This is a genomic window from Bacillus sp. UMB0728, from assembly GCF_002858875.1.
Lineage (GTDB): Bacteria > Bacillota > Bacilli > Bacillales > Cytobacillaceae > Bacillus_AB > Bacillus_AB infantis.
This window is the reverse complement of the sequence record NZ_PKLA01000004.1, coordinates 551,533-572,593: the sequence shown is the minus strand read 5'-3', so window position 1 is coordinate 572,593 and position 21,061 is coordinate 551,533. Positions and strand designations below refer to the sequence as shown.

The window sequence follows — 21,061 nt, the reverse complement described above, 5'->3', positions numbered from 1 at the left end:
TAAGAAATGGGATTCTTTTGCATATGATCGCTGCAAAACACTATTTAAAAAAAGGGAGAGTATAATGAATTATTCACCAATCAATTTTCAAGAGAAGTTTTCAAAATTTGCGGATCATTGGTCCCCTAAAGTTATTGCTGAAATGAATGATTATCAATTTAAGCTTGTTAAAGTCCAAGGGGACTTTGTATGGCATAAGCATAATGACACGGACGAAGTTTTTATCGTTCTGGAAGGCAGGCTGACCATTGAGTTCCGTGATGGAAAAGTGGAGCTGGGAGAAGGGGAGCTGTTTGTCATCCCTAAAAATACTGAACATAAGCCTTTTGCCGGGAACGAATGCAAAATCATGCTTGTAGAGCCGAAAGGCGTTATAAATACCGGGCAGGAAAGAACAGAGCAGACAGCGGAGAATGATGTTTGGATATAAGTTAACAAAAACCCGCCTGCTAATATAGAAGTTTCCCGGCTATGAAGATAGATAATAAAAACCAGACCAATGGGAGCTTGGATGGATAATGTATAAAACTGGTGTCATTGCCGGTTTCATGACATTCCTTTTCTATATAGTATTTTTGCTTCTATACCTTTTAGAAATCATCAATGAATATGCCTTTGTCTTTATGCTGTTTCTCCTGCTGGTGATTCTGCTGAATTTATGGTTTGTTTTCCGCCAAAAACGTAAAAACAGAATACAAATCACAGTTTCAGCCTTTCTCCTCTTCCTCCTGTTCTGCTATGAACTGCCGCTGCTGCTGGTAGCGCTGAGCTCTCCCCCTTCGCATGTCGCTTATGCCTACCAGGAACCGAATGAGGCCTTAAAGGAATCGGGTATTTTTTCGGTAGGCGCAGCTGAATTTACGCTGAAAAACCAGAACAGTGAACAAGATGCCAAAAAGTTGCTGGCAGCGCAGGGAGTTGACGTACTGTCCGTTGCTGAAGTGGATCATAAAGTTAGATATGACAGCAAAAACCGGCAGCTGTTAAAATGGCTTCATCTGCAGAAAGAACCTTTGCTGCAAATGGAAGAGAACGCAGCAGAATACCTGGGAAAAGAAGATGATTGGCTCAGGAGATTTATACAGCAGCCAGACATTGCCGGCAATAGTGCCGGACTCAGCCTGGCGCTTTCAGGGCTCGTTAAAGAAGGACTCCTTGAAAACAGGCTGCCTGTTGCAGTTACAGGGGCGATTAATGAGCATGGAGAAGTATCTTATGTAGGATTGATAAAGGAAAAAATCCGGATTGCTGAAAGATCTGGATTCTTATACCTGATCATTCCGAGTGAAAATGCGGAAGAAGCTGCAGCTATACAAAAAGAAAGCAGCAGAAAAATAGAAATTATTGATGTTTCACATGTGGATGAAGCTGTTGAAGCTATTGGGAGATTGAATGATGGAGGATAGCATCAGGAATTTTCATAAAGAAAGAGAGGACGAGATACATGGACAGCATTATTTTTGATTTAGATGGGACCATCTGGGATTCAATTGATACAGTTCTGGTTGCCTGGAACAGTGTCATTAAAGAAGATGACCGCAAGGAAGGTAAATTGACACGGAAAGATTTTGAAGGAACAATGGGTCTGCAGATGGATGAAATAAGCCGCAGGCTTTTTCCTGATCTAACAGAAGAACAGCGGCAGCAGCTGGTGGAGGAATGCAGGAAGGCTGAAGCACACTTCCTGGGAATCCATGGTGGAGAACTTTATGAAAATGCTGAAAAAGTCCTGGAGGAACTTTCGCAAAAATATAAGCTCTTCATTGTCAGCAACTGCCAGGAAGGCTACATAGAGGTTTTCTATAAATATCATAAGCTTGAAAAATATTTTCTTGATTTCGAAAATCCCGGCCGGACCGGCCTTTCAAAGGGTGAGAATATCAAATTGATCATAGAAAGAAATCATCTTTCCAGCCCGGTATATGTAGGTGACACAGAAGGCGACAGAAAAGCCGCCAGATTCGCAGGAATCCCTTTCGTTTATGCTCAATACGGCTTCGGGGAAGTGAGTGAATATGATAAGGAGATTAAAAAATTTGAAGATCTCTTAAAGGTTTTCGGCTGAAATGATCACCTATTTGGGAACACCGCTAATGGAGACCGAAAGACTGAAGCTCAGGAGGCTGAAACGTTCGGACAGCCAAGCCATCTTCGACCGATGGCTTTCAGATGAGCGCGTAGCAGAAAACAGGGTGAGTGCGGCACACAGGACGGTTTCTGAAACCAATGCGAGAGTGGCGGATATAGCAGCCAGATATGAAAGGAAAGACTTTTGCTGGTGGGGAATCGAATTGAAAGCCACGGGGGAATTAGTCGGAGAAATTGACTTGTATGATTGGGATCTGACCACCGGAAACAGCAGCGTCAGCTATTCCCTGGGCTATGCCTGGTGGAATAAAGGATATGCTGCAGAAGCATTAAAGGCGGTCATGGAGTTTGGGTTCTCTGAAATGAATCTTCATAAAATTTCTGCCGCTCATAATACGGATAATCCTGCTTCCGGGAAAGTGATGAAGAAAGCGGGAATGAAGCAAGAAGGAATTGTCAGGCATATGATACGTAATGCCAAAGGACAGTATAAGGATTGCGTTCTTTACGGCATCCTGCAGGAAGATTTTCTAAAAATGAATTTTCAGAAGGATTGATTGCTTTTCAAGCCTCTCCCTCAGATTGATTGCTGAGACAGAACCTGTTTTTTGCCGAAAAAATTTTTATAACCTAAGTTTTAAACGATCATAAGGAGGCATCGTCCATTGTAAATTTCCCTTTTTATCATTAAATTCTAAGATAAAGAGGGGCAGGTTATATGAAAAGCAAATCTTTCCGGTCTCTTTGGATTGGGCAGTCACTCGCCAATTTAGGAGATGTGTTTTATATAGTGGGTTTGATATCCATTTTATATTCTGTTACCGGGTCTCCGGTGTACCTGGCACTGCTGCCGTTTTTGAATATGGCAGGCCGGGCTGTTAGCGGAGCAATTTCGCCATTAATGCTCAATAAATACAAACTTAAATCCATGCTTGTCAGCTCCCAGGTGAGCAAGACGCTGGCGCTTTTTATTCTTTCTGGCTGGCTTTGGCTGCAAAGCTCTCCGGAGATACTGTTCGTATTAGTATTGATATTTGTTATTGCTTTTTTCGACGGCTGGGCACTCCCTGCTTCAGACGCCATGCTGCCAAGGCTGGTGGAGAAAGAAGAACTGATGAAGGCCAACAGCTTTTTAGCTTTATTAAATGAATCTATCCAATTAGGCGGCTGGGCACTTGGCGGCATTTTGACTGCAGCGGCAGGAGGGCAGAATGTCATCTGGCTTACGCTGGCTTTCTATGCCGTGTCTTCCCTGATGATGCAGTTAATCAATGATAAGACTCCATTCCAGTCCAATACTGAAAAGCAAAGTACGGTGAACGTTCTGCTGGAAGGCTGGATCTCTATTTGGACGCAGCCTGTTTTGCGCAGCTTTCATGTGGTGATTCTAATAGAAGCCATTGCTAACGTAGTCTGGATAGCTGCCATTCTTTATGTATTTGTTGCGGAAGTTTTAAAGGCAGGGGAAGCCTGGTGGGGGTATATCAACACTTCTTTTTTCATGGGCTTAATATTGGGCGGGGTCATATGCAAGAAGTTCTCTTCTATTTTTGAAAAAAATATGAAACTCACCTTGATATCCGCCTCTTTCGGAGTGGCCATAGTGACATTGCTGTTTGGCGCCAATTCACTGGCCTGGGCTGCATTACTATTAGTATTTCTCAGCGGGCTTATCCATCAGATCAAAGGCATCATTCTGTACACCTATATACAAAAAGAGGTCGCGGCAGAAGAGCTGCCAAAGGTGTTCAGTGCCCAGCATACGCTGGTCTCCATGGCGTTTGCCCTTTCAACAGTATTGTTTGGGGCGATGGCGGAGAACAACAGTGCGGAGATTACTTTCGTAATTGCGGGAATACTGCTGCTGTTTAACGGAATCTACCTGCTGGCGGTCAGAAAGAGATTCTCCTGAGATTATTTAAAAGATGAATAACTGAAGGCTGCATTTTTGCAAATGCAGCCTTCAGTTTGTGCAGCCGGCACTATCCAATATTTTTTTCGAAAAAAAATGAACGATTTTCGTGGCCCCGCCGTCATATGAATGAAAAGAAAATGAACAGCAGCGGAATAGAGCAGGATAAGAGGTAACCTATCATATAAGGGCATTGGAAGGAAAGATGTCAAAAATGGAAGACAAAGAGCTCGTCAAGGCAGCCAAAAAAGGTGACAAAAGGGCACTAGCCATGCTTTTTAAGCAAAATTACCCTTTTCTGGTCAAGTATTTGGTCAAGGCAGCCATGGATAAGGATCTGGCAGAGGAGCTTGCCCAGGAAACCATGGCAAAATCCCTCGAAAAAATCCATTTGTATAATGGCCAATCGAAGTTCTCTTCCTGGCTCATTTCCATTGCGACCAATTTATATATAGACCATCTGCGCAGGAAGAAAAGGGAGAAACACTGGCAAGGGCAGGAGCAGTCATGGAGGAAGCTGAAATGGCAGATGGAGAGCCGGAATGAAGAGTGGAATGATGCTCTTGCCGCTCTTGGCAAATTGAAAGATGATATACGTGTAGCAATCGTTTTAAAGCATTATTACGGCTATTCCTACGACGAAATAGGAAACATGATGAAAATATCCCCCGGAACAGCCAAATCAAGGATCCATAATGGACTTGCAGCTGTCAGAAAGGAGCTGGGCCTGCATGAAAAAGGAACAGAAAATCATACCGCTGGAAAGTAAATACGAAAATAAACAGGATAGATTGGCAGCTGATGAAATCGAAAAAGGGCTTGAGATCCTTGACCAGTCATTTTCTATTCATACTCCGGAGCTTGAATGGTTCGAGGAGATGGTTGCAGAAAAGCAGGAGCAGCTGCGGAAAAGCTGGATAAGGGATATTGGCCTGTTCTTTGTGATGGCAGCGGTGATATTAACGGTCCTGCTTACTACCCTGCACCAGCTTCCAGCTGTCTTCATAGCCATCCAGGCAGCAGCCGGGATATTCATTACAGGGGCAGGCACCTACTATTTTGTCAGGCAAAGGGTGAATGAAGCATGAATGAGGAAATTTCCCTGCCGCTCCTGCTGCTTGTTGCCGTTATACTAATCAGCCAAAGTGTTTTTCTCTTTCTTCATGCGAGAAAAAGGGGGCATCATTATTGGCTGTGGGGTCTGATCGGCCTTATCCAGGCGCCGATGCCCCTCTTGGTTTATTTTATTTTTGTCGAGAAGAGCTGGAGGAAAAACAAGGGAGATAAAGAATGGAGAAATTAAAGCAGCTTCTCTTATTTACGGCTCTCGGCGGGCAGCTCCTTGGGCTCGCGATGATTTTCATCAATTTAAAGGCGGCTGTCATATTTTATGCCTCCTATGCCATATTAATCATTGCTTTGCTTATCATGGTGGGCTGGGAAAGGAATAAAGAAAAAAAGGAGGAAAATGAGCATGATTATCGTCACTACTGAATTTGTTCCAGGTATGGAAGTGAAAGAATTGAAAGGATTCGTCAGGGGAAGCACAGTCCAGTCCAAGCATATCGGAAAGGATATTCTGGCAGGGTTCAAAACCATTGTCGGAGGAGAAATCAAAGAGTATACAGAAATGATGGATGAAGCAAGGCAGCTGGCAATCGGGAGGATGGTGGAAGATGCCAGGAAAAAAGGGGCGAATGCTGTGATCTGCATGCGCCTGGAGTCTTCTGCTGTTATGCAGAATGCTTCAGAAATCATTGCCTATGGAACAGCTGTTGTGGCAGAGTAATAAAGTTCAGAAAAATAACAAAAATGCCAATTGACTTTTAATAAGACAGATGATAATCTTACAAAGTGGAAAAATTTGAAAAGGGGGCGCATGATCATGATTGCACGAAATGATGCTATTTTAATAACTGAATATATGCCGGCCTGTCCTTTCCCTGACTTTTCCCAGTAATCATTCATTTTATTATTGATTCAGCACAGGCAGCTTTTTGCGCAGCCTGTGCTTTTGTCTTTTTTCGGGACATATCGCCATGACGCGGTATGTCTTTTTTTGTTTTTGTCTTTATATGATGGGAATACCAGGCATCAGCCTGTTTTCTATATAACTTTTAAAAAGGAGGAAGTTGGTTATGCTGTTTTATCAACAAGAAAGGATTGCTATTTCGCCTGGAGATCTCGAGGGAGGCTAGCAGAGCGGCTGTTAATAGAAAGGGGAGGAATGAATGTTTTCGATTTTGAAGAAATTGAGCTGGTTTTTTAAGGAACAATGGAAAAGATATACGGTTGCCATTATCCTGCTTGCGATTGTGGGGGTTCTGGATGTGATGCCGCCAAGGCTCGTCGGGCAGGCAATCGATGACATCCATCTGGGATCACTCGACAGCGGCAAGATCCTTCAGTATTTGCTGCTGCTCGGGGTGATTACAGTAGTGTCTTATGGGATCACGTATGTGTGGATGTATCAGCTTTTCGGAGGGGCTTTTCTTGTTGAGAGAAAGCTGAGGAGCAGATTTATGAACCATCTGCTGAAGATGACCCCGTCATTTTTTGAGAAAAACAGGACCGGGGACCTGATGGCGCGGGCGACAAATGATTTAAAGGCTATATCTGTAACGGCCGGATTCGGGATTCTCACGCTTGTTGACAGCAGCATCTTCATGCTGACGATCCTCTTGACTATGGGCTTCCTGGTCAGCTGGAAGCTGACAATCGCAGCAGTCCTGCCGCTGCCGCTTATGGCTTTATTAATGAAAATATACGGAAAAAGAATCCATGTCCGTTTCATGGAGGCCCAGGATGCTTTCGGGAACCTGAATGACAAAGTCCTTGAATCAGTATCCGGTGTCCGGGTCATCCGCGCATATGTGCAGGAGCGTGCAGATGAAGACCGGTTCCACGATATGACAGAGGATGTCTATGAAAAAAATATCAAGGTCGCCAGGATTGATTCCCTTTTTGATCCAACGATTAAAATCATCGTCGGCCTCAGTTATCTGATCGGGCTTGGCTATGGAGCCAACCTGGTCTTCAATCAGGCGATCACACTAGGAGATCTTGTCGCTTTCAATGTGTATCTTGGAATGCTGATCTGGCCAATGTTTGCAATCGGCGAGCTGATCAATATCATGCAAAGGGGCAATGCCTCCCTTGACCGGGTCCAGGAAACGCTCTCCTACGAGGAGGATGTAAAGGATCCCGGCAAGCCTGCTGATGCCGAGAGACCGGAGAATATTGTTTTCGATGATGTTACTTTCAGGTATCCGTCGAGCAGCACTGATAATCTGAAGAGCATCAAGGTTAGGCTGGATAGGGGCCAGACTTTAGGGATAGTCGGCAAAACGGGCAGCGGAAAGACGACCTTCATCAAGCAGCTGCTCAGGGAATATCCCGCCGGAACAGGAACCCTGGCCGTTGCTGGAATCCCGATCAGGGAACAGTCACTGCAAAATACAAGGAGCTGGATTGGCTATGTGCCTCAGGATCATGTTCTTTTTTCCCGTTCGGTTAGGGAGAATATCCTGTTCGGAAACGAAAAGGCAGATGAAAGTGATCTGCAGAAGGCCATTGACCTGTCAGCCTTCCGCAAGGATCTTGAAATGCTTCCTGAAGGTCTGGAGACCCTTGTTGGTGAAAAGGGGGTTGCCCTATCAGGAGGACAGAAGCAGAGGATCTCGATTGCCAGGGCGCTGATCAAGGATCCTGAAATACTGATATTGGATGACTCACTTTCGGCTGTTGACGCGAAAACAGAGAAAAAGATTATCGGCAATATCCGCTCAGAAAGGGAAGGAAAAACCACCATCATTACCACACACCGCATGACGGCGGTCCAGCATGCGGACCATATTATAGTCCTGGACAATGGCGTGATAGCCGAGGAAGGGACACATCGAGAGCTGATGAAAGGGTCAGGCTGGTATAAAGAGCAGTATATCAGACAGCAGGCCCAGGCAGCTGCAGAAGAGGAGGTGCTGTCATGAAAACAGGAAAACGCCTTTTTTCATATGCGCTTATTTATAAAAAGATCATTCTGGCCGCGCTTGCCATGCTTACTGTCGCCGTTGCCGCAGACCTTGCGGGTCCGTTCATTGCCAAGAGGCTGATTGACCAGCATATACTCGGGATTGAATCCGTCTGGTATCAGACAGGAGAAAACGATGATTCTGTTTCATATAAAGGCCATTATTATACAAGAGAGCAGTATATGGATGAAGGCTCTCCCATGATCGGTCAGGCCCGCATCCTCCAGGCTGGAAAAGATTTTATCTTTGTGGAGGGCGACATACAATTTGATGGAGAACGAAGCTTTCAGGATGGTCTGCTGACCATCTCAAAAGGAGAAGAAAAAGAGGTATATGAAGGTTCGAGGCTCCAGGGGGAAGAGCTGATGGGTTTTTATAAACCTGAAATCCCGCGCATCATCAGGCTTCTCTCCTTTTACTTCGGATTGATTGTCATTGCGGCCATTTTCCAGTATGGACAAAGATACTATCTGCAAAAGTCTGCTAACCGGATCATCCAGAAAATGCGGAAGGATGTTTTCGGGCAGATCCAGAAACTGCCTGTCCAATATTTTGACAATCTCCCGGCAGGAAAGGTAGTTGCCAGGATTACGAATGATACGGAAGCGATCCGCGAGCTTTACGTGACCGTGCTTTCAACCTTCTTTACAAGCTTCATCTATATTGCCGGCATCTACACCGCGCTCTTTATATTAAATGCCAAGCTGGCAGCAATCTGCCTGATTCTTCTGCCGATCCTGTACATTTGGATGATTGTCTATAGAAAGTACGCATCCAAATATAATAAGGTCATCAGGACCAGAGTGAGCGATATCAATGGAATGGTTAACGAGTCAATACAGGGGATGAACATCATCCAGGCCTTCGGGCGCGAGGGAGACACAAGGAAAGATTTCGAAAAGCTGAACACAGAGCATTTTACCTATCAGAACAAACTGCTCAACTTAAACTCATTAACCTCCCATAATCTAGTCGGTGTACTCCGAAATATCGTCTTCGTTGCGTTTATCTGGTATTTCGGGGGTGAGTCCCTAAATGCATCTGCAGTCATTTCACTTGGAATGCTCTATGCCTTTGTTGACTATATCAACCGTCTGTTCCAGCCTGTGCAGGGAATTGTCAACCAGCTTGCCAATCTGGAGCAGGCACTGGTGGCAGGTGAGCGGGTATTTGAACTCCTCGATGAGGAAGGAATCGAAGTGGATGACAGCAAGGTTCCGCGCTATAAAGGAAATGTAGAATTTAATGGGGTCCATTTTGGCTATAAGGAAAGCGAATATGTCCTCAAGGACATTACCTTCAAAGCTTCCCACGGTGAAACCGTTGCTCTTGTCGGGCATACCGGCTCAGGCAAAAGCTCCATCATGAATCTGCTGTTCCGTTTCTACGATTGCCAGAAAGGGAGCATCACTATTGATGGAAAGGACATCACCGGCATGTCGCGGCAGAATCTCAGGAAGCATATGGGGATTGTCCTCCAGGATCCTTTCCTGTTCACCGGGACGATAGCAGAGAATGTGAGCCTCAATGACCCGGCTGTCACAAGGGAGAATGTCGAAAAAGCCTTAAGGGATGTAGGTGCTGACAAAGTACTGGAAAATCTCGAAAAAGGATTTGATGAACCGGTCATTGAAAAAGGAAGCACTCTCTCAAGCGGGCAGAGGCAGCTCATTTCATTCGCAAGGGCGCTGGCTTTTGATCCGGCCATCCTGATTCTTGACGAAGCAACATCAAGCATCGATACCGAAACAGAGACAGTGATCCAGAATGCGATGGAGGTGCTGAAAGAGGGCAGGACGACCTTTATTATTGCCCACCGCCTTTCCACCATCCGCAATGCTGACCAAATTCTTGTCCTCGACCGGGGACGAATCGCCGAAAAAGGCAACCATGAGGAGCTTATGAAGCTGAAGGGGAAATATTATCAGATGTACCAGCTTCAGCAGGGATTCATGGCCGGCTGACAGAAAAGCACCCTTAATTGGGTGCTTTTCTGGTTGGCCAGGCCTGGGCAGAGGTACCCTGAAGCCATTCCAGCCCGCGTTCACCGATTATTCACCTTTATGCCACAAAATCGTGCAGGCAGCTTTTAAGCAGCATGGCAGAAATATGATAATTTTTAAGTAGGGGATATATCTGGCCATCCGGCAGGAATGGAGGGGAAATCATGGAGGTTTTCGCGGTTACTCTCAGCATAGCAAGCATCATGGTCATCGGCTATTTTATCGGCTGTGCGCTCGTCCACAATTGAGATACGGTTAAAGCCGGTCCACAAACAGGCCGGCTTTATGCTTTCCGGAATTCAAATTACTGGAACTGCCAAAATTTTAACATTAAAATGAAGAAATAAGGGAAAAGGCTATAAGGATGAATACAGGAGGGATAAGTATGTCAGATTTCAGGATTGAAAAAGATACCCTTGGCGAGGTAAGAGTGCCGAGTGATAAGTATTGGGGCGCACAGACGCAGAGGAGCAAGGACAATTTCAAAATCGGCACCGAAAAAATGCCTCTTGAGATGATCTATGCCTTTGCCCATTTAAAGCAGGCGGCAGCCAAAGCGAATCATAAGCTTGGAAAACTTTCAGATGATAAGAAGGAAGCAATTGCGGCTGCGTGCACGGAAATATTGGATGGGAAGCTGGATGGGCACTTCCCACTGGCTGTCTGGCAGACGGGGAGCGGCACCCAGTCCAATATGAATGTGAATGAAGTCGTTGCAAGAAGAGCGAATGAGATGCTCTCGGAAAAAGGCTCAGAGGAAAAGGTGCATCCGAATGATGATGTAAATATGTCCCAAAGCTCAAATGATACATTTCCGACGGCCATGCATATCGCAGCTGTCATCGAGCTGACAGAAAGGCTGCTTCCTTCACTGAACGAGCTGAAGAAGACCATTAAAATCAAGGAAGAATCCTTCAAGGGGATCGTCAAAATCGGCAGAACACATCTCCAGGACGCCACGCCATTGACACTGGGCCAGGAAATCAGCGGCTGGAGGGCCATGCTTGAGAAAAATGAAAAAATGCTGATAGATGCTATCAAATATCTGGATGATCTGGCGATCGGCGGAACAGCGGTTGGCACAGGCATCAATGCCCATCCGGACTTTGGGCCGATTACGGCAGAGTGGATATCCGAACAGACTGGCCATCCTTTCCGTTCGGCGGATAATAAATTCCACGCCCTGACAAGCCATGACGAGATCGTCCATGTGCATGGCAGTCTCAAAGCGCTCGCTGCCGATCTGATGAAGATCGCCAATGATGTACGCTGGCTTTCCAGCGGGCCGCGCAGCGGGATCGGCGAGCTTTCCATTCCTGCTAATGAACCGGGAAGCTCCATCATGCCAGGCAAAGTGAACCCGACGCAAAGTGAAGCCTTGACCATGGTCGTGACACAGGTATTCGGCAATGATGCAGCAATAGGGTTTGCTGCAAGCCAGGGGAATTTCGAGTTGAATGTCTTCAAGCCGGTCATTATTTACAACTTCCTGCAAAGCATCAGGCTTCTTGCAGACAGCATGCAGTCTTTCAATGAAAAATGCCTTGTTGGCCTTGAAGCGAATGAGGAAGTCATCAAAGAGCATGTAGATAGATCACTTATGCTTGTCACTGCCTTGAATCCTCATATCGGCTATGAAAAGGCCGCAGAGATTGCGAAGCTTGCCTTTAATGAAAATTCCACGCTGAAAGAGGCGGCGCTGAAAACCGGCCATGTAACAGAGGAAGAATATGATCAGTGGGTTGACCCGGATAAAATGATTTAATAGCAGCACAAGAGAAAGGACACCATAAGTTTGGTGTCCTTTCAGCCATTATCTATTCAATTGTTTTAGCTTAGATTAAAATTGAGATCCGCCAAGCTGCTGTTCAGCCATTTGAACAAGACGCTTAGTGATTTCTCCACCAACAGATCCGTTAGCGCGGGCAGTTGTTTCTGCACCAAGGTTTACTCCGAATTCGTTAGCGATTTCGTATTTCATTTGGTCTAGAGCTTGTGATACGCCTGGTACTAAAAGCTGGTTTGAAGAATTGTTGTTTGCCATGATGAGCACTCTCCTTCGAATAATTTTTTGGTTGGACTATTTTGGACTTGAACCAAACGGAGCACCATGCATAGTCCGCAGTGGGAAGGGAAGCTGTGCCTGCCGGCTGTTTGCTGTTTGTACTCTCTATTATGGTTGATTCCTGCCTGTTTATTCGGCAGGAAATGATGCAATTATTTCCTTTTTTGAATGGTTTCTTATGACTCTGAAAAGGCTATTCTACATACATAGCGGAAAAGGATGCAGACTAATGATATTAGACTGATGGAATAGGAAGGAGGAGCAGCTATGTCAGTATGCCCGGCATGCAACGGGCTTGAAAATATCAGCAAAAGCTGCCCGAAATGCGGTAACGGAATGGAAGACAGCGGGAAAATCATGGATTTTTATGATGATTACAGCGCCTATATGCCAGCTGACCAGTTGAAACTCGAGGATGGGTATCCTGATGATTATAAAAATAAAGAATGCCCCCATCTGCTTTCATGTCCGCACTGCGGAGACGATGAGGTGGCATTTGTGAAAGAAAAAGAAAACTCCGTCTGATTAGACGGAGTTTTTTTCTATTATTCATTCTTTGAGCGGATGCGGTCTTCTGTTTCAGCATCGAAGAAGTGGGCTTTGTTCATGTCGAACGCCAGGTCCACCTGCTGTCCAGGCATGATGTCTGTCCGTGAATCAACACGGGCGACAAAGTCCTGGCCATTGATGCTGGAGTAAATCATGGTTTCTGCACCAGTAAGCTCGGATACATCGATTTTGGCAGAGATTTTGGATCCCTGGGAAGCATCGATGAATACAGGCTCATCGTGGATATCCTCAGGACGGATTCCGAAAATGATGTCTTTGCCGACATATCCCTGGTCGCGGAGAACTTTCATTTTTCCTTCCGGAACGGCTACAGATGTATCACCGAGGACCAGCTTTCCATCCTGGAGCTTGCCGTTGAAGAAGTTCATGGCAGGAGATCCGATGAATCCGCCGACAAATACATTTTCAGGTTTTTCGTAAACTTCTTTTGGAGCTCCAACCTGCTGGATGACTCCGTCTTTCATGACCACAAGGCGTGTAGCCATTGTCATGGCTTCGGTCTGGTCATGTGTTACATAAATCGTTGTCGTCTGCAGGCGCTGGTGAAGCTTGGCAATTTCCGCACGCATCTGAACGCGGAGCTTGGCATCCAGGTTGGAAAGCGGCTCATCCATCAGGAAGACTTTGGCATCGCGGACGATGGCGCGGCCAAGTGCAACACGCTGGCGCTGACCGCCGGACAATGCTTTTGGCTTACGGTCCAGATAAGGCTCAAGTCCAAGGATCTTGGCAGCTTCGTTTACACGGCGGGCAATTTCATCTTTTGGAAATTTGCGGAGCTTCAGTCCAAAAGCCATATTATCATAAACCGTCATATGCGGGTAAAGGGCATAGTTCTGGAAAACCATCGCGATATCGCGGTCTTTTGGAGGCACATCATTGACGCGTTTGCCGTCAATTGAGAAATCCCCCTGTGAAATTTCTTCAAGTCCTGCAATCATTCGCAGTGTTGTCGATTTACCGCAGCCTGAAGGGCCGACAAAAACGATGAATTCCTTGTCCTGGATATGAAGATTGAAGTTATCCACTGCTGTCACTTTGTTATCATAAATTTTATATATATTATCCAGTTTTAATTCTGCCATCCTAATTCCTCCCCGGTTGTTTTCCTTCTGCTTCTAATAATAAAGGAAATTTCAGAAATCAGCATTAGGAGGTGTGCACAAAAGATGGGCAGGCTTTTTAGTCACATTGTACAGTCCGGTCTTAATGCTGCTGATCCTTGAGCAGACAAGCAAGGTAAACGGTTACAGCATTATTGAAATCCTTCAGGTTTACTCCTGTCTTTTCCGAGAATTTATCCAATCTGTATTGCAGGGTATTTCTGTGGATGTACAGTTTTTTTGCCGACAGGGTTGCGTTGGATCCGTTCTCAAGAAAAGCTTTGATTGTGGCCAGCAGTTCCGAATCCTCTGCAGCCGGTCCAAGAAGCTGGGTGTCAAGGCTCTCGCGGAGGCTTGGCTTCATTTCAGCAACCAGGCAGGACGGGAATGCCTTTTCAAAGGTTAGGACTCTTTCATGGGGCATCAGCCTGAGGGCTCTGCCGAAGAAATCCTTCTCCTCTTCAAAGCCGCCCCGCAGTTGATCGCCTGCGGGAAAAAACTTGCCCAGGTATACATACATTTTTACGTAAAAATCGGTCTCGAACGCCTGGATGATGGATCGGAATTCGTCTTCGCCAACATCGTTGCCTTCCGGAATAACAAGATAGCAGCGGGTTTTCTTTTCCCACAGGAGAATAATATCCTCTGACAAAAAGGCCCGCAGCGCCGTTTCGGCATCTTCCTGCTCAAACTCGCTGCCGCTCAATTCGATTTGGGCGATTCTGCAGCGCGCCGGTTCAGCCACGGGCAGGGGGCCGCTGCGGAACAGCCAGTCATGCCATCCTTTTGAGTGCTGATCCAGCCTGCCGGGAAGGCGTGCAGAATGAAAAAGAGTGCGGAGGAGCCTTAATTCTTCTTCAGAGATATCTTTTGCAGGCACTCCGAACCATTGAGTTTCATCATTGTCTGTGAACCAATAAAAATCATGAAAAAAGAAAAAGTCTGGTTCTTCCTGCTGAAGCCTGGAATTCCGGTATAAAGCATGCAATTTAGTAAACATAGATCATTCTCCATACTTTCTTTTATTCGCCAAAAGAGATAATATTTTATTCAAACCTTTATTTTGGTGGCTGTGTTAAAGATTTCTGCTGATATCCAGCTCTCTTAATTATAGCAGGAATAAGGCATCAGCAGCCATCAGTCTGCCGCTGCATATGGTAATATAGCATTAATCAGTTTGTCCGCAATTAAGGGGTGAAAAATAGATGGAATATTCACAGGAAATGAAGAATCGCCTGAAGCGCCTGGAGGGCCAGGTCCGCGGAGTCATCCGGATGATGGAGGAAGAGAAGCACTGCAAAGATGTGGTGACCCAGCTTTCTGCCGTAAGATCCGCCGTTGACCGGGCGATGGGGTATATTGTCGCCAAAAATCTAGAAAGCTGCATAAGAGAAGCCAATGAAGAGGGCAGAAATGCAGAAGAAGCCATCCAGGAAGCAGTCAATATGATTGTAAAAAGCAGATAATCAAAAAAACCGCAGACAAAAGGTCTGCGGTTTTTTTGCCTTATTTGGATGTGGTCCTTGCCGGCGGCTCCTCGCGTACCAGGGGACGTGCCTCTTCAATATTGGCGGAGCTTCTGCCTTCATGTACAGATCCCCCTGAGAGCCCTTCGCCTATCATGCGCTCAACATCCTGGTATGTATCCTCCCTGCCTTCAAAAAGAGCATCAGGCGCAGATTTCTTTGATTCTGGATCATTTTTTTCATGGTACAGACCTCCATGGCTAAGTATTATTACTTTTCCATCAAGAGAGCTGATTATGCACAGGATTCTTCCTCAGCGGCTGTCATACACATGAAAGAGCATCAATTCATGGATGCCCGATTTAAGGCGGTCCTCCTCGTCTGAAGGGGGAGCGGCGCCCGTCCATTCAATGCTGCCGTCGGGGTTGTAAATGCCGTTGTACTTTTTATTTTTAAAATAAAAGGAAATACGCCAGCCGGGCATCTGGTTGTTTTCATAAAGCGGCTGATATTGAAAATGTGTTAGCATATCATTCCTCCTCTTCCTCCATTGTAATCGTTTTCTGTCCATACCCCAACGAAAAAGTAAAGGGCACCTGCCAGGATGCCCGTTTCAATAGACCGCCTTATCAAATAGTATGTCAGCAAGCCTTCTGATCCTTTCAGTTTCAATATTCTCTTCATCAAACTTCATCGGCTTGGAATTGATTTCATAAATAACATAGCGTCCATTGCCGTCATAGCCTGCGTCCATGGAGAATTCCCCGAACCATCCCATTTCGCGGGACAGGGATTTACCAGCCAATTGGACAGCCTTCTTAATGAATTCATCATGTGCTGGTGTGCGGTAATCATTATAAGGGATCAGCCTGCCACCATTGGGGATATGAGTCGTTATATCTTCCACTGCAGCCTGCCGGATGCCTATGCCTGTCACCTCATACTTGCCTGCCTGGCCATGTGCGAGTATCCGGAAATCATTCCGCTGCCCGTCCGCTGTGGCAGCATAAACGGCCTCTTGTGCAATAAATGCCTGTTCCTCAAAGACAGATCTCCAATCTTCCCAAAAATGTCCGAAGTCAGAATGCCGGGTCTGTCCGTTCAAGTCCTTCGCCAGGACCATTCCATCATGATCCATTCCGGCTCTTATAATCCCCTTTCCCTTAAAGCTGCTGTTTGGCTTAATATAAATATCATTATGCTTCATAAGGAATGACTCCAGCTCCCGGCCGCTGCCAATAAGGATGGTATCCGGCAAAAAGCCTGTTAATCCAGGTTCTTGTTTTAATTTTGAATAGCATTCGAATTTTTCTAGAAAACATGGATTAAAGAAAGGGATCTTCTTAGCCTGGAAAAAGGCAGCAGCTTTGCGGAAGCTCCCGGTCTGTTCACTTTTTCTGAAAGGGATGCGGTTGTAGATGATATCAGGAAGGGGGGCAGACACAAGGGACCATGCATCCTGGCCAGGCAGGTAGACGATTCCTTCGGCTCCATCACCTGATATATCTTCCGGTGCAAATACAACTGAGATGCCGCCCCGTGACAGCATCTCTCTTTGTATGTCCTTGAATAGCCGGCTGTTGCCTGCCAGTGTGCTTTCCGATTTTCTGCTGGCAAGGATCCCGGCAATGGGCCCGCCTGATTCCGGCCTCTTCAGCTGGAAGGCGGTTCTTTCTCCTCCTTCAGGGGAGCTTAGCCACCGTTTAAGTTCCTGGCTTAACGGGGCTGTCATTTAAAGATTTCCTCAGGGCGGGATATCGCCTGTTCTGTTAAAAACACGGCAAAATCAAGGGACATTTTTCTTGTTAAATAATCAAATTCCTTCAGCTCCGGATGCTTGAAGATACTCCTGCCCGGCTTGGAGTTGGCTTCAAACAGCCACACATTCCCTTTTCGGTCAATTCCGAGATCAAAGCCGATTTCGGCAATAATTCCTTCAAGCTGCGTCTCAAGCACCCTGCTGAGTCCCAGAGCAGCCTTTGACAGCTTTTCTGTAAACTCCTGCTCCATCATGCGGCTTGTGCAGACCTCAGAAAGGGTTTTAATTTCCCCGCCGTTTTTGACATGTGTCGTTACACTGCCAAGACCCGCCACTTTTGCGGCAATGGCTGTTACCTTCCACTCTCCGCTTTCATCTTTATTTGTATGGACACGGAAATCGATCGAGCGCTGCTCATGCCGAAGCAGATGGATGCCCTGCTGGACAATCATGCTGTTCAGATTGCTGCGCCGGAAAACATGGTGCATGAGCGATTCCAGGGTATGGAATTTTCTCAGCCTGTTTTCGTCTTCATTGTCGCGGTAACGGCAATAATAAAAGCCTTCCTCCCGGTCATAGATCACCTGGCGGATCCCGAGGCCAAGGCTTCCGTTTGCCGGTTTGATATAGACATGGCCATAGTCGCCCAGCATCCGTTCAATCACAGAAAAGGAAGAGAAGGCATGGGTTTCCGGCAGATAGGGAACTGCCGCTTCCTCCTGCTGAAGCCGCTCGAATACGTCAAGCTTATTGAAAAAGCCGGGGTTATACCAGGGGATCAGGTAGTCCTTTTGCAGCCGGTCTTTGATTCGCTTCAGTTCTGCCAGCCTTTCGGATTTCCTGTTGGGCAGCCGGTCATACACGACATTTGGGAAAGGAAGCTCAACAGTTGCCCATCCTTCTTTATGATAGATATGGCCTTTGATTGTGCCTGCATCCCAGTCGATATGCTGCTCGCCAAATAAGAACGGCAATGCGCCGACGGCTTTATTGACGGAAAGGAGCTTGGAAAAAAATATTGTCCTTTCTCCGATCGGCCTGAGCGGAAAGGGGGTGAACCCTGATGTGAATATGCCGACCAGCGGTCCGATGAAAAGTGTCTCTCCTTCTGAAAATAAATGCAGCGGGATGCCGAGATCAGGCAGCTTCAATTTGGCTGCGAGATCGCTGCTGATGCTTACAATATATTTATCGCCGGGAGTCGGGAGAAATTCCGCCTCCTCTGTGCAGGCGCCGAAGGCAATTTTTTCAAGGGACTGTTGTTCAATCACCTCACGCGGGCACCAGACTGTATTCTCTCTTCCTTCCTTGATTTCAATGGGATACTGTTTTCTCACTGTTTTTCCTCCTCTCAGCCTGCCCGGCAGATGTTAAAAGCTTTCCATATAAAAGCGGGGCTCTGTACAGGGCTTCTTTTTTATCTGGATCTGTTTCGAGGATGACCTTCCGGCCCGGCTTGGAATTGACATCGAGGATCCAGATGGCCCCATCCCTGGCGATTCCAATATCCAAACCAATTTCAAAAAGGGGAGGGAGAGCATGCTCAAGGATTTCAGGCAGCGCTTTGGATATCTCGCTCAATTCTGCGCGCAGAAAGCGGCTTGAACTGACGCTGCTGTTTTCCAGCCATGTCTCAAAAGAGGAGACTGCTGATCCTGCACTCAAATTGGAGATGATTCCATTTTCCCTCCCGACCCTTACACCCCTGCCCATTTCACGCCACTTTCCAGCTTCATTTTTCTGCAGAAGGATCCTGATATCAAACGGCTGATTGTCCTCGTTTGAGAGCGGCAGATAGGGCTGAAGCAGATAGCTGTTTCCGGACAGAAGCTGTCCAAGCCACACGGCAGCCTTCTTCTGATCAGCGAATAGGCGGGAAATCTGCTTTTCTGGTGTATCGGTTTTGACGAGAAGGCCATCCTTCTGCATCTCAAGATAATAAATGCCCGCTCCCTGCGAACCATTGGCAGGCTTTAAGATCATTGGGCTGACCAGGGATGATGGCTGAAGGACCTGGCCGGCGGACTGGGCATGTATGCTTTTGGGGATATATGGGGCCAGCGTCGACTGGGCAAGGATTTTGTACAGTTCCAATTTATTGGGCAGCCCGTGGCCAAGAAACAGGATATCACTGCGGTTTTTTAAGTAATGGACGATTGAACGGCATTGCCGGGAATGCGGATCATTTCCGTAAAAGCACCGGTCATACAGCACATCCGGCAGGGGAAAAGATGCTGTTTCCCAGTCTTCTTTATCAGGGTCGTATTTTTCGCCTGAAATGAGCTCTGTTCTCGGATCGATCGCTGAGGGGATAAAACGGAAGCATTCGATCCCGCAGCTCCGGGCCCTTTTGGCAATTTCGGTTGCATAAGCTTTTTCGCTTGTTGAGCGAAGGGACATGAATCCCAATGAGCGCATCTTTTTTCCTCCTCAGCTTTTGGCTGCCTGAAAGGACAGCCAAATAAAATATTCTATAAGTGCCTTGGCTGAAGGCCTGATTCTTTGGTCGGCTTCCTCGAAATTCTTGGAGGGCTTGGAATTGGCTTCAATGATCCAAAGCTTTCCTTGCCGGTCAATGCCAAGATCCATGCCAAGCTCCCCTACAATCCCTTCTGAAGCATTACTGATGATCCCTGCCGCTTCAACAGCTAATTCCTTCATTAATGCTGCCTGCTGAACGGCAGTGGCCTTGTCTGCTATAAGGGTAAGGGCTTTGACCGGATTCATTGTTTCTCCGCCCCGGGCAATATTGCTGACGAATTGCTGCTCAGCGGAAATCCTTGCAACCGCAGAAGTGGCACGCCAGCTGTTCTGCGGGCCTTTATGGCATAAAACACGAAAATCCAGCTGCCTCCCATTCAGGCTCGCCAGCTGGATCGGTTCCTGGACCAGATACACCCTCGTCCTGAGCTGGGGTTCAAACCATTTGAAGAAAGCAGCACAGTCTGGAAAGGATTTTCCTGCATCTTTCGCGCCGGCAGAAGAGAACGATGCAGATAGCTTATTCTCAGCCAGGGAGAGCCGGACAATGTTTCTGCCCTGGCTCCCGTTCACCGGCTTGATAAAAACTTCATGATAGCGGCTGAGCATATTTTCCAGTGTCCGGGCGCCAAGCAGGCGGGTCTCGGGGAGGTATGGCTTCATATGCTCCTCCCCGGCGAGGATATCATAGACCAGATCTTTTGAAAGAAAGCAGTCATTGAACATCGGGATGCCCAGCTCCTGCAATTTATATTTAAAATTCCCGAAATACTTGCCGGACTCAAGCTTCCGGGAATGGATTCGATTATAAATCACTGTGGGGAAGGGGACCTGCTCCTTCACCCAGCGGCCATCCCGCCAGCAATAGCCGGAAAGGCCGCTTTCTCGAAAGTCTTTTATATGAAACACATAAAATATGCCGCCAAATTCCTCTATTCCAGCCTGCAGTTCTCCGCAAAAGGAATGGACAGACCGGAAGCTGACTTCTTCATGGTCTTCACTGGCCTCTGTCATCAGGCCGATGATGGGGCCGGCGGCAAGCCGTCTGTCCCCTCCGGCATACTGGACAATCAGGCGGATGTCTTCTTCCGCAAGCTGAAAATAACTGAACAGCCCTGAATCCATATGAATCTCATCTTTTGGAATGGAAGCAGGCTCTATCGCAACCAGGCGTTCCTTTTTGCCTATTTTTAAAGTTAAATCCCGGTCCGCATCAAGGCTCCAGTAATGATAAAGGGAATGGCTGACTTTAATCACGTCTTTATCCTGAAACATTTTCCCAGGAACAAACGTAATAGTAAGAAAAGACAAAGACATGGAAATTCCCCATTTATAAAATTTTAAAAGCGCCGGCATCCAACATTCCCGCAGGCATCCCGCCCGCTTCGGATTTGTAAAAAACCGGGGAATTAGCCTATTATAAGGAGTAGGCCTGTTTTTGGATTTCTGATTCGGGAATGGCGGGCTGGTTTATGGTATGATGAATGTTGTTTTAGGCGGCTGCTGATAGGCTATCATATGTAAAATGGGCAGAGATGTGATTATTGCGGCCATTTTCAATACATCTTAAAACGTGAAGGAAG

Annotated in this window: 23 protein-coding genes; 15 read left to right on the top strand and 8 right to left on the bottom strand. The window is 46.6% G+C overall.

Features of this window, described 5'->3' with window-relative positions:
• The first annotated feature begins 64 nt into the window (after positions 1–64).
• From CYJ37_RS18645 to fumC, 13 genes are all read left to right on the top strand, one after another.
• Positions 65–430: a cupin domain-containing protein gene (locus CYJ37_RS18645; RefSeq protein WP_094768324.1), complete on the top strand. Its 366-nt coding sequence runs from the start codon at positions 65–67 to the stop codon at positions 428–430.
• Positions 431–518: 88 nt separating this feature from the next.
• The gene (locus tag CYJ37_RS18640) at positions 519–1,406 is read left to right on the top strand and encodes a S16 family serine protease (RefSeq protein WP_101551012.1); all 888 of its coding nucleotides are present in this window, start codon (positions 519–521) and stop codon (positions 1,404–1,406) included.
• A 38-nt stretch (positions 1,407–1,444) separates the two neighbouring features.
• The gene (locus tag CYJ37_RS18635; protein WP_094768322.1) at positions 1,445–2,065 is read left to right on the top strand and encodes an HAD family hydrolase; all 621 of its coding nucleotides are present in this window, start codon (positions 1,445–1,447) and stop codon (positions 2,063–2,065) included.
• Positions 2,066–2,093: 28 nt separating this feature from the next.
• Positions 2,094–2,645 (top strand): GNAT family N-acetyltransferase, encoded by a 552-nt coding sequence (locus tag CYJ37_RS18630; RefSeq protein ID WP_257964248.1) that lies wholly within the window; start codon positions 2,094–2,096, stop codon positions 2,643–2,645.
• A 161-nt stretch (positions 2,646–2,806) separates the two neighbouring features.
• Positions 2,807–4,000: an MFS transporter gene (locus CYJ37_RS18625; protein WP_009795136.1), complete on the top strand. Its 1,194-nt coding sequence runs from the start codon at positions 2,807–2,809 to the stop codon at positions 3,998–4,000.
• Between the two features lie 214 nt (positions 4,001–4,214).
• Positions 4,215–4,769, top strand: coding sequence for an RNA polymerase sigma factor SigY (sigY, locus tag CYJ37_RS18620; RefSeq protein ID WP_180827383.1), 555 nt, complete (start codon positions 4,215–4,217; stop codon positions 4,767–4,769).
• Positions 4,732–5,088: a YxlC family protein gene (locus CYJ37_RS18615; protein ID WP_009795138.1), complete on the top strand. Its 357-nt coding sequence runs from the start codon at positions 4,732–4,734 to the stop codon at positions 5,086–5,088. The genes sigY and CYJ37_RS18615 overlap by 38 nt, the downstream gene beginning before the upstream one ends.
• A complete protein-coding gene (locus tag CYJ37_RS18610) occupies positions 5,085–5,303 on the top strand; it encodes a hypothetical protein (protein ID WP_009795139.1) in 219 nt (72 codons plus the stop codon). The genes CYJ37_RS18615 and CYJ37_RS18610 overlap by 4 nt, the downstream gene beginning before the upstream one ends.
• Entirely contained in the window at positions 5,291–5,494 is a 204-nt protein-coding gene (locus CYJ37_RS18605; protein ID WP_009795140.1) for a hypothetical protein, read from the top strand. Before CYJ37_RS18610 ends, CYJ37_RS18605 begins: the two co-directional genes overlap by 13 nt.
• Positions 5,475–5,789, top strand: coding sequence for a YbjQ family protein (locus tag CYJ37_RS18600; protein ID WP_009795141.1), 315 nt, complete (start codon positions 5,475–5,477; stop codon positions 5,787–5,789). The genes CYJ37_RS18605 and CYJ37_RS18600 overlap by 20 nt, the downstream gene beginning before the upstream one ends.
• 442 nt (positions 5,790–6,231) lie before the next feature.
• The gene (locus CYJ37_RS18595) at positions 6,232–7,989 is read left to right on the top strand and encodes an ABC transporter ATP-binding protein (RefSeq protein ID WP_022543556.1); all 1,758 of its coding nucleotides are present in this window, start codon (positions 6,232–6,234) and stop codon (positions 7,987–7,989) included.
• Positions 7,986–9,995 carry an ABC transporter ATP-binding protein gene (locus tag CYJ37_RS18590; RefSeq protein ID WP_101551006.1) on the top strand — a complete coding sequence of 670 codons (2,010 nt, stop codon included), beginning with the start codon at positions 7,986–7,988 and terminating at the stop codon, positions 9,993–9,995. Before CYJ37_RS18595 ends, CYJ37_RS18590 begins: the two co-directional genes overlap by 4 nt.
• Positions 9,996–10,419: 424 nt before the next feature.
• Positions 10,420–11,799, top strand: coding sequence for a class II fumarate hydratase (gene fumC / locus CYJ37_RS18585; RefSeq protein ID WP_101551004.1), 1,380 nt, complete (start codon positions 10,420–10,422; stop codon positions 11,797–11,799).
• A 75-nt stretch (positions 11,800–11,874) separates the two neighbouring features.
• On the opposite strand, the gene CYJ37_RS18580 is transcribed toward fumC, so the two are convergent.
• Positions 11,875–12,078, bottom strand: a complete 204-nt coding sequence (locus CYJ37_RS18580) for an alpha/beta-type small acid-soluble spore protein (protein WP_009795148.1) — start codon at positions 12,076–12,078, stop codon at positions 11,875–11,877.
• A 288-nt stretch (positions 12,079–12,366) separates the two neighbouring features.
• Here CYJ37_RS18580 and CYJ37_RS18575 point away from each other — a divergent pair, with 288 nt between their 5' ends.
• The gene (locus CYJ37_RS18575; RefSeq protein WP_009795149.1) at positions 12,367–12,624 is read left to right on the top strand and encodes a hypothetical protein; all 258 of its coding nucleotides are present in this window, start codon (positions 12,367–12,369) and stop codon (positions 12,622–12,624) included.
• 20 nt (positions 12,625–12,644) lie between these two features.
• Here CYJ37_RS18575 and CYJ37_RS18570 read toward each other — a convergent pair whose 3' ends face one another.
• A complete protein-coding gene (locus CYJ37_RS18570) occupies positions 12,645–13,754 on the bottom strand; it encodes an ABC transporter ATP-binding protein (RefSeq protein ID WP_009795150.1) in 1,110 nt (369 codons plus the stop codon).
• A gap of 121 nt (positions 13,755–13,875) precedes the next feature.
• Positions 13,876–14,772 (bottom strand): PucR family transcriptional regulator, encoded by an 897-nt coding sequence (locus tag CYJ37_RS18565; RefSeq protein ID WP_009795151.1) that lies wholly within the window; start codon positions 14,770–14,772, stop codon positions 13,876–13,878.
• A gap of 205 nt (positions 14,773–14,977) precedes the next feature.
• On the opposite strand from CYJ37_RS18565, the gene CYJ37_RS18560 reads away from it, so the two are divergent.
• On the top strand, positions 14,978–15,238 hold the full coding sequence (locus CYJ37_RS18560) for a metal-sensitive transcriptional regulator (protein ID WP_009795152.1): 261 nt from the start codon (positions 14,978–14,980) through the stop codon (positions 15,236–15,238).
• A gap of 313 nt (positions 15,239–15,551) precedes the next feature.
• On the opposite strand, the gene CYJ37_RS18550 is transcribed toward CYJ37_RS18560, so the two are convergent.
• The 5 genes from CYJ37_RS18550 to CYJ37_RS18530 all read right to left on the bottom strand — a co-directional run bounded on the left by CYJ37_RS18550 (position 15,552) and on the right by CYJ37_RS18530 (position 20,795).
• Positions 15,552–15,767, bottom strand: coding sequence for a YheE family protein (locus tag CYJ37_RS18550; protein ID WP_009795154.1), 216 nt, complete (start codon positions 15,765–15,767; stop codon positions 15,552–15,554).
• An 84-nt stretch (positions 15,768–15,851) separates the two neighbouring features.
• Complete coding sequence (locus CYJ37_RS18545) at positions 15,852–16,970, bottom strand: YheC/YheD family protein (RefSeq protein WP_009795155.1); 1,119 nt, start codon at positions 16,968–16,970, stop codon at positions 15,852–15,854.
• Positions 16,967–18,334: a YheC/YheD family endospore coat-associated protein gene (locus CYJ37_RS18540; RefSeq protein WP_009795156.1), complete on the bottom strand. Its 1,368-nt coding sequence runs from the start codon at positions 18,332–18,334 to the stop codon at positions 16,967–16,969. The genes CYJ37_RS18545 and CYJ37_RS18540 overlap by 4 nt, the downstream gene beginning before the upstream one ends.
• Complete coding sequence (locus tag CYJ37_RS18535) at positions 18,312–19,415, bottom strand: YheC/YheD family endospore coat-associated protein (protein WP_101551000.1); 1,104 nt, start codon at positions 19,413–19,415, stop codon at positions 18,312–18,314. The genes CYJ37_RS18540 and CYJ37_RS18535 overlap by 23 nt, the downstream gene beginning before the upstream one ends.
• 12 nt (positions 19,416–19,427) lie before the next feature.
• Positions 19,428–20,795 carry a YheC/YheD family endospore coat-associated protein gene (locus CYJ37_RS18530; RefSeq protein WP_257964247.1) on the bottom strand — a complete coding sequence of 456 codons (1,368 nt, stop codon included), beginning with the start codon at positions 20,793–20,795 and terminating at the stop codon, positions 19,428–19,430.
• Positions 20,796–21,061: the final 266 nt, after the last annotated feature.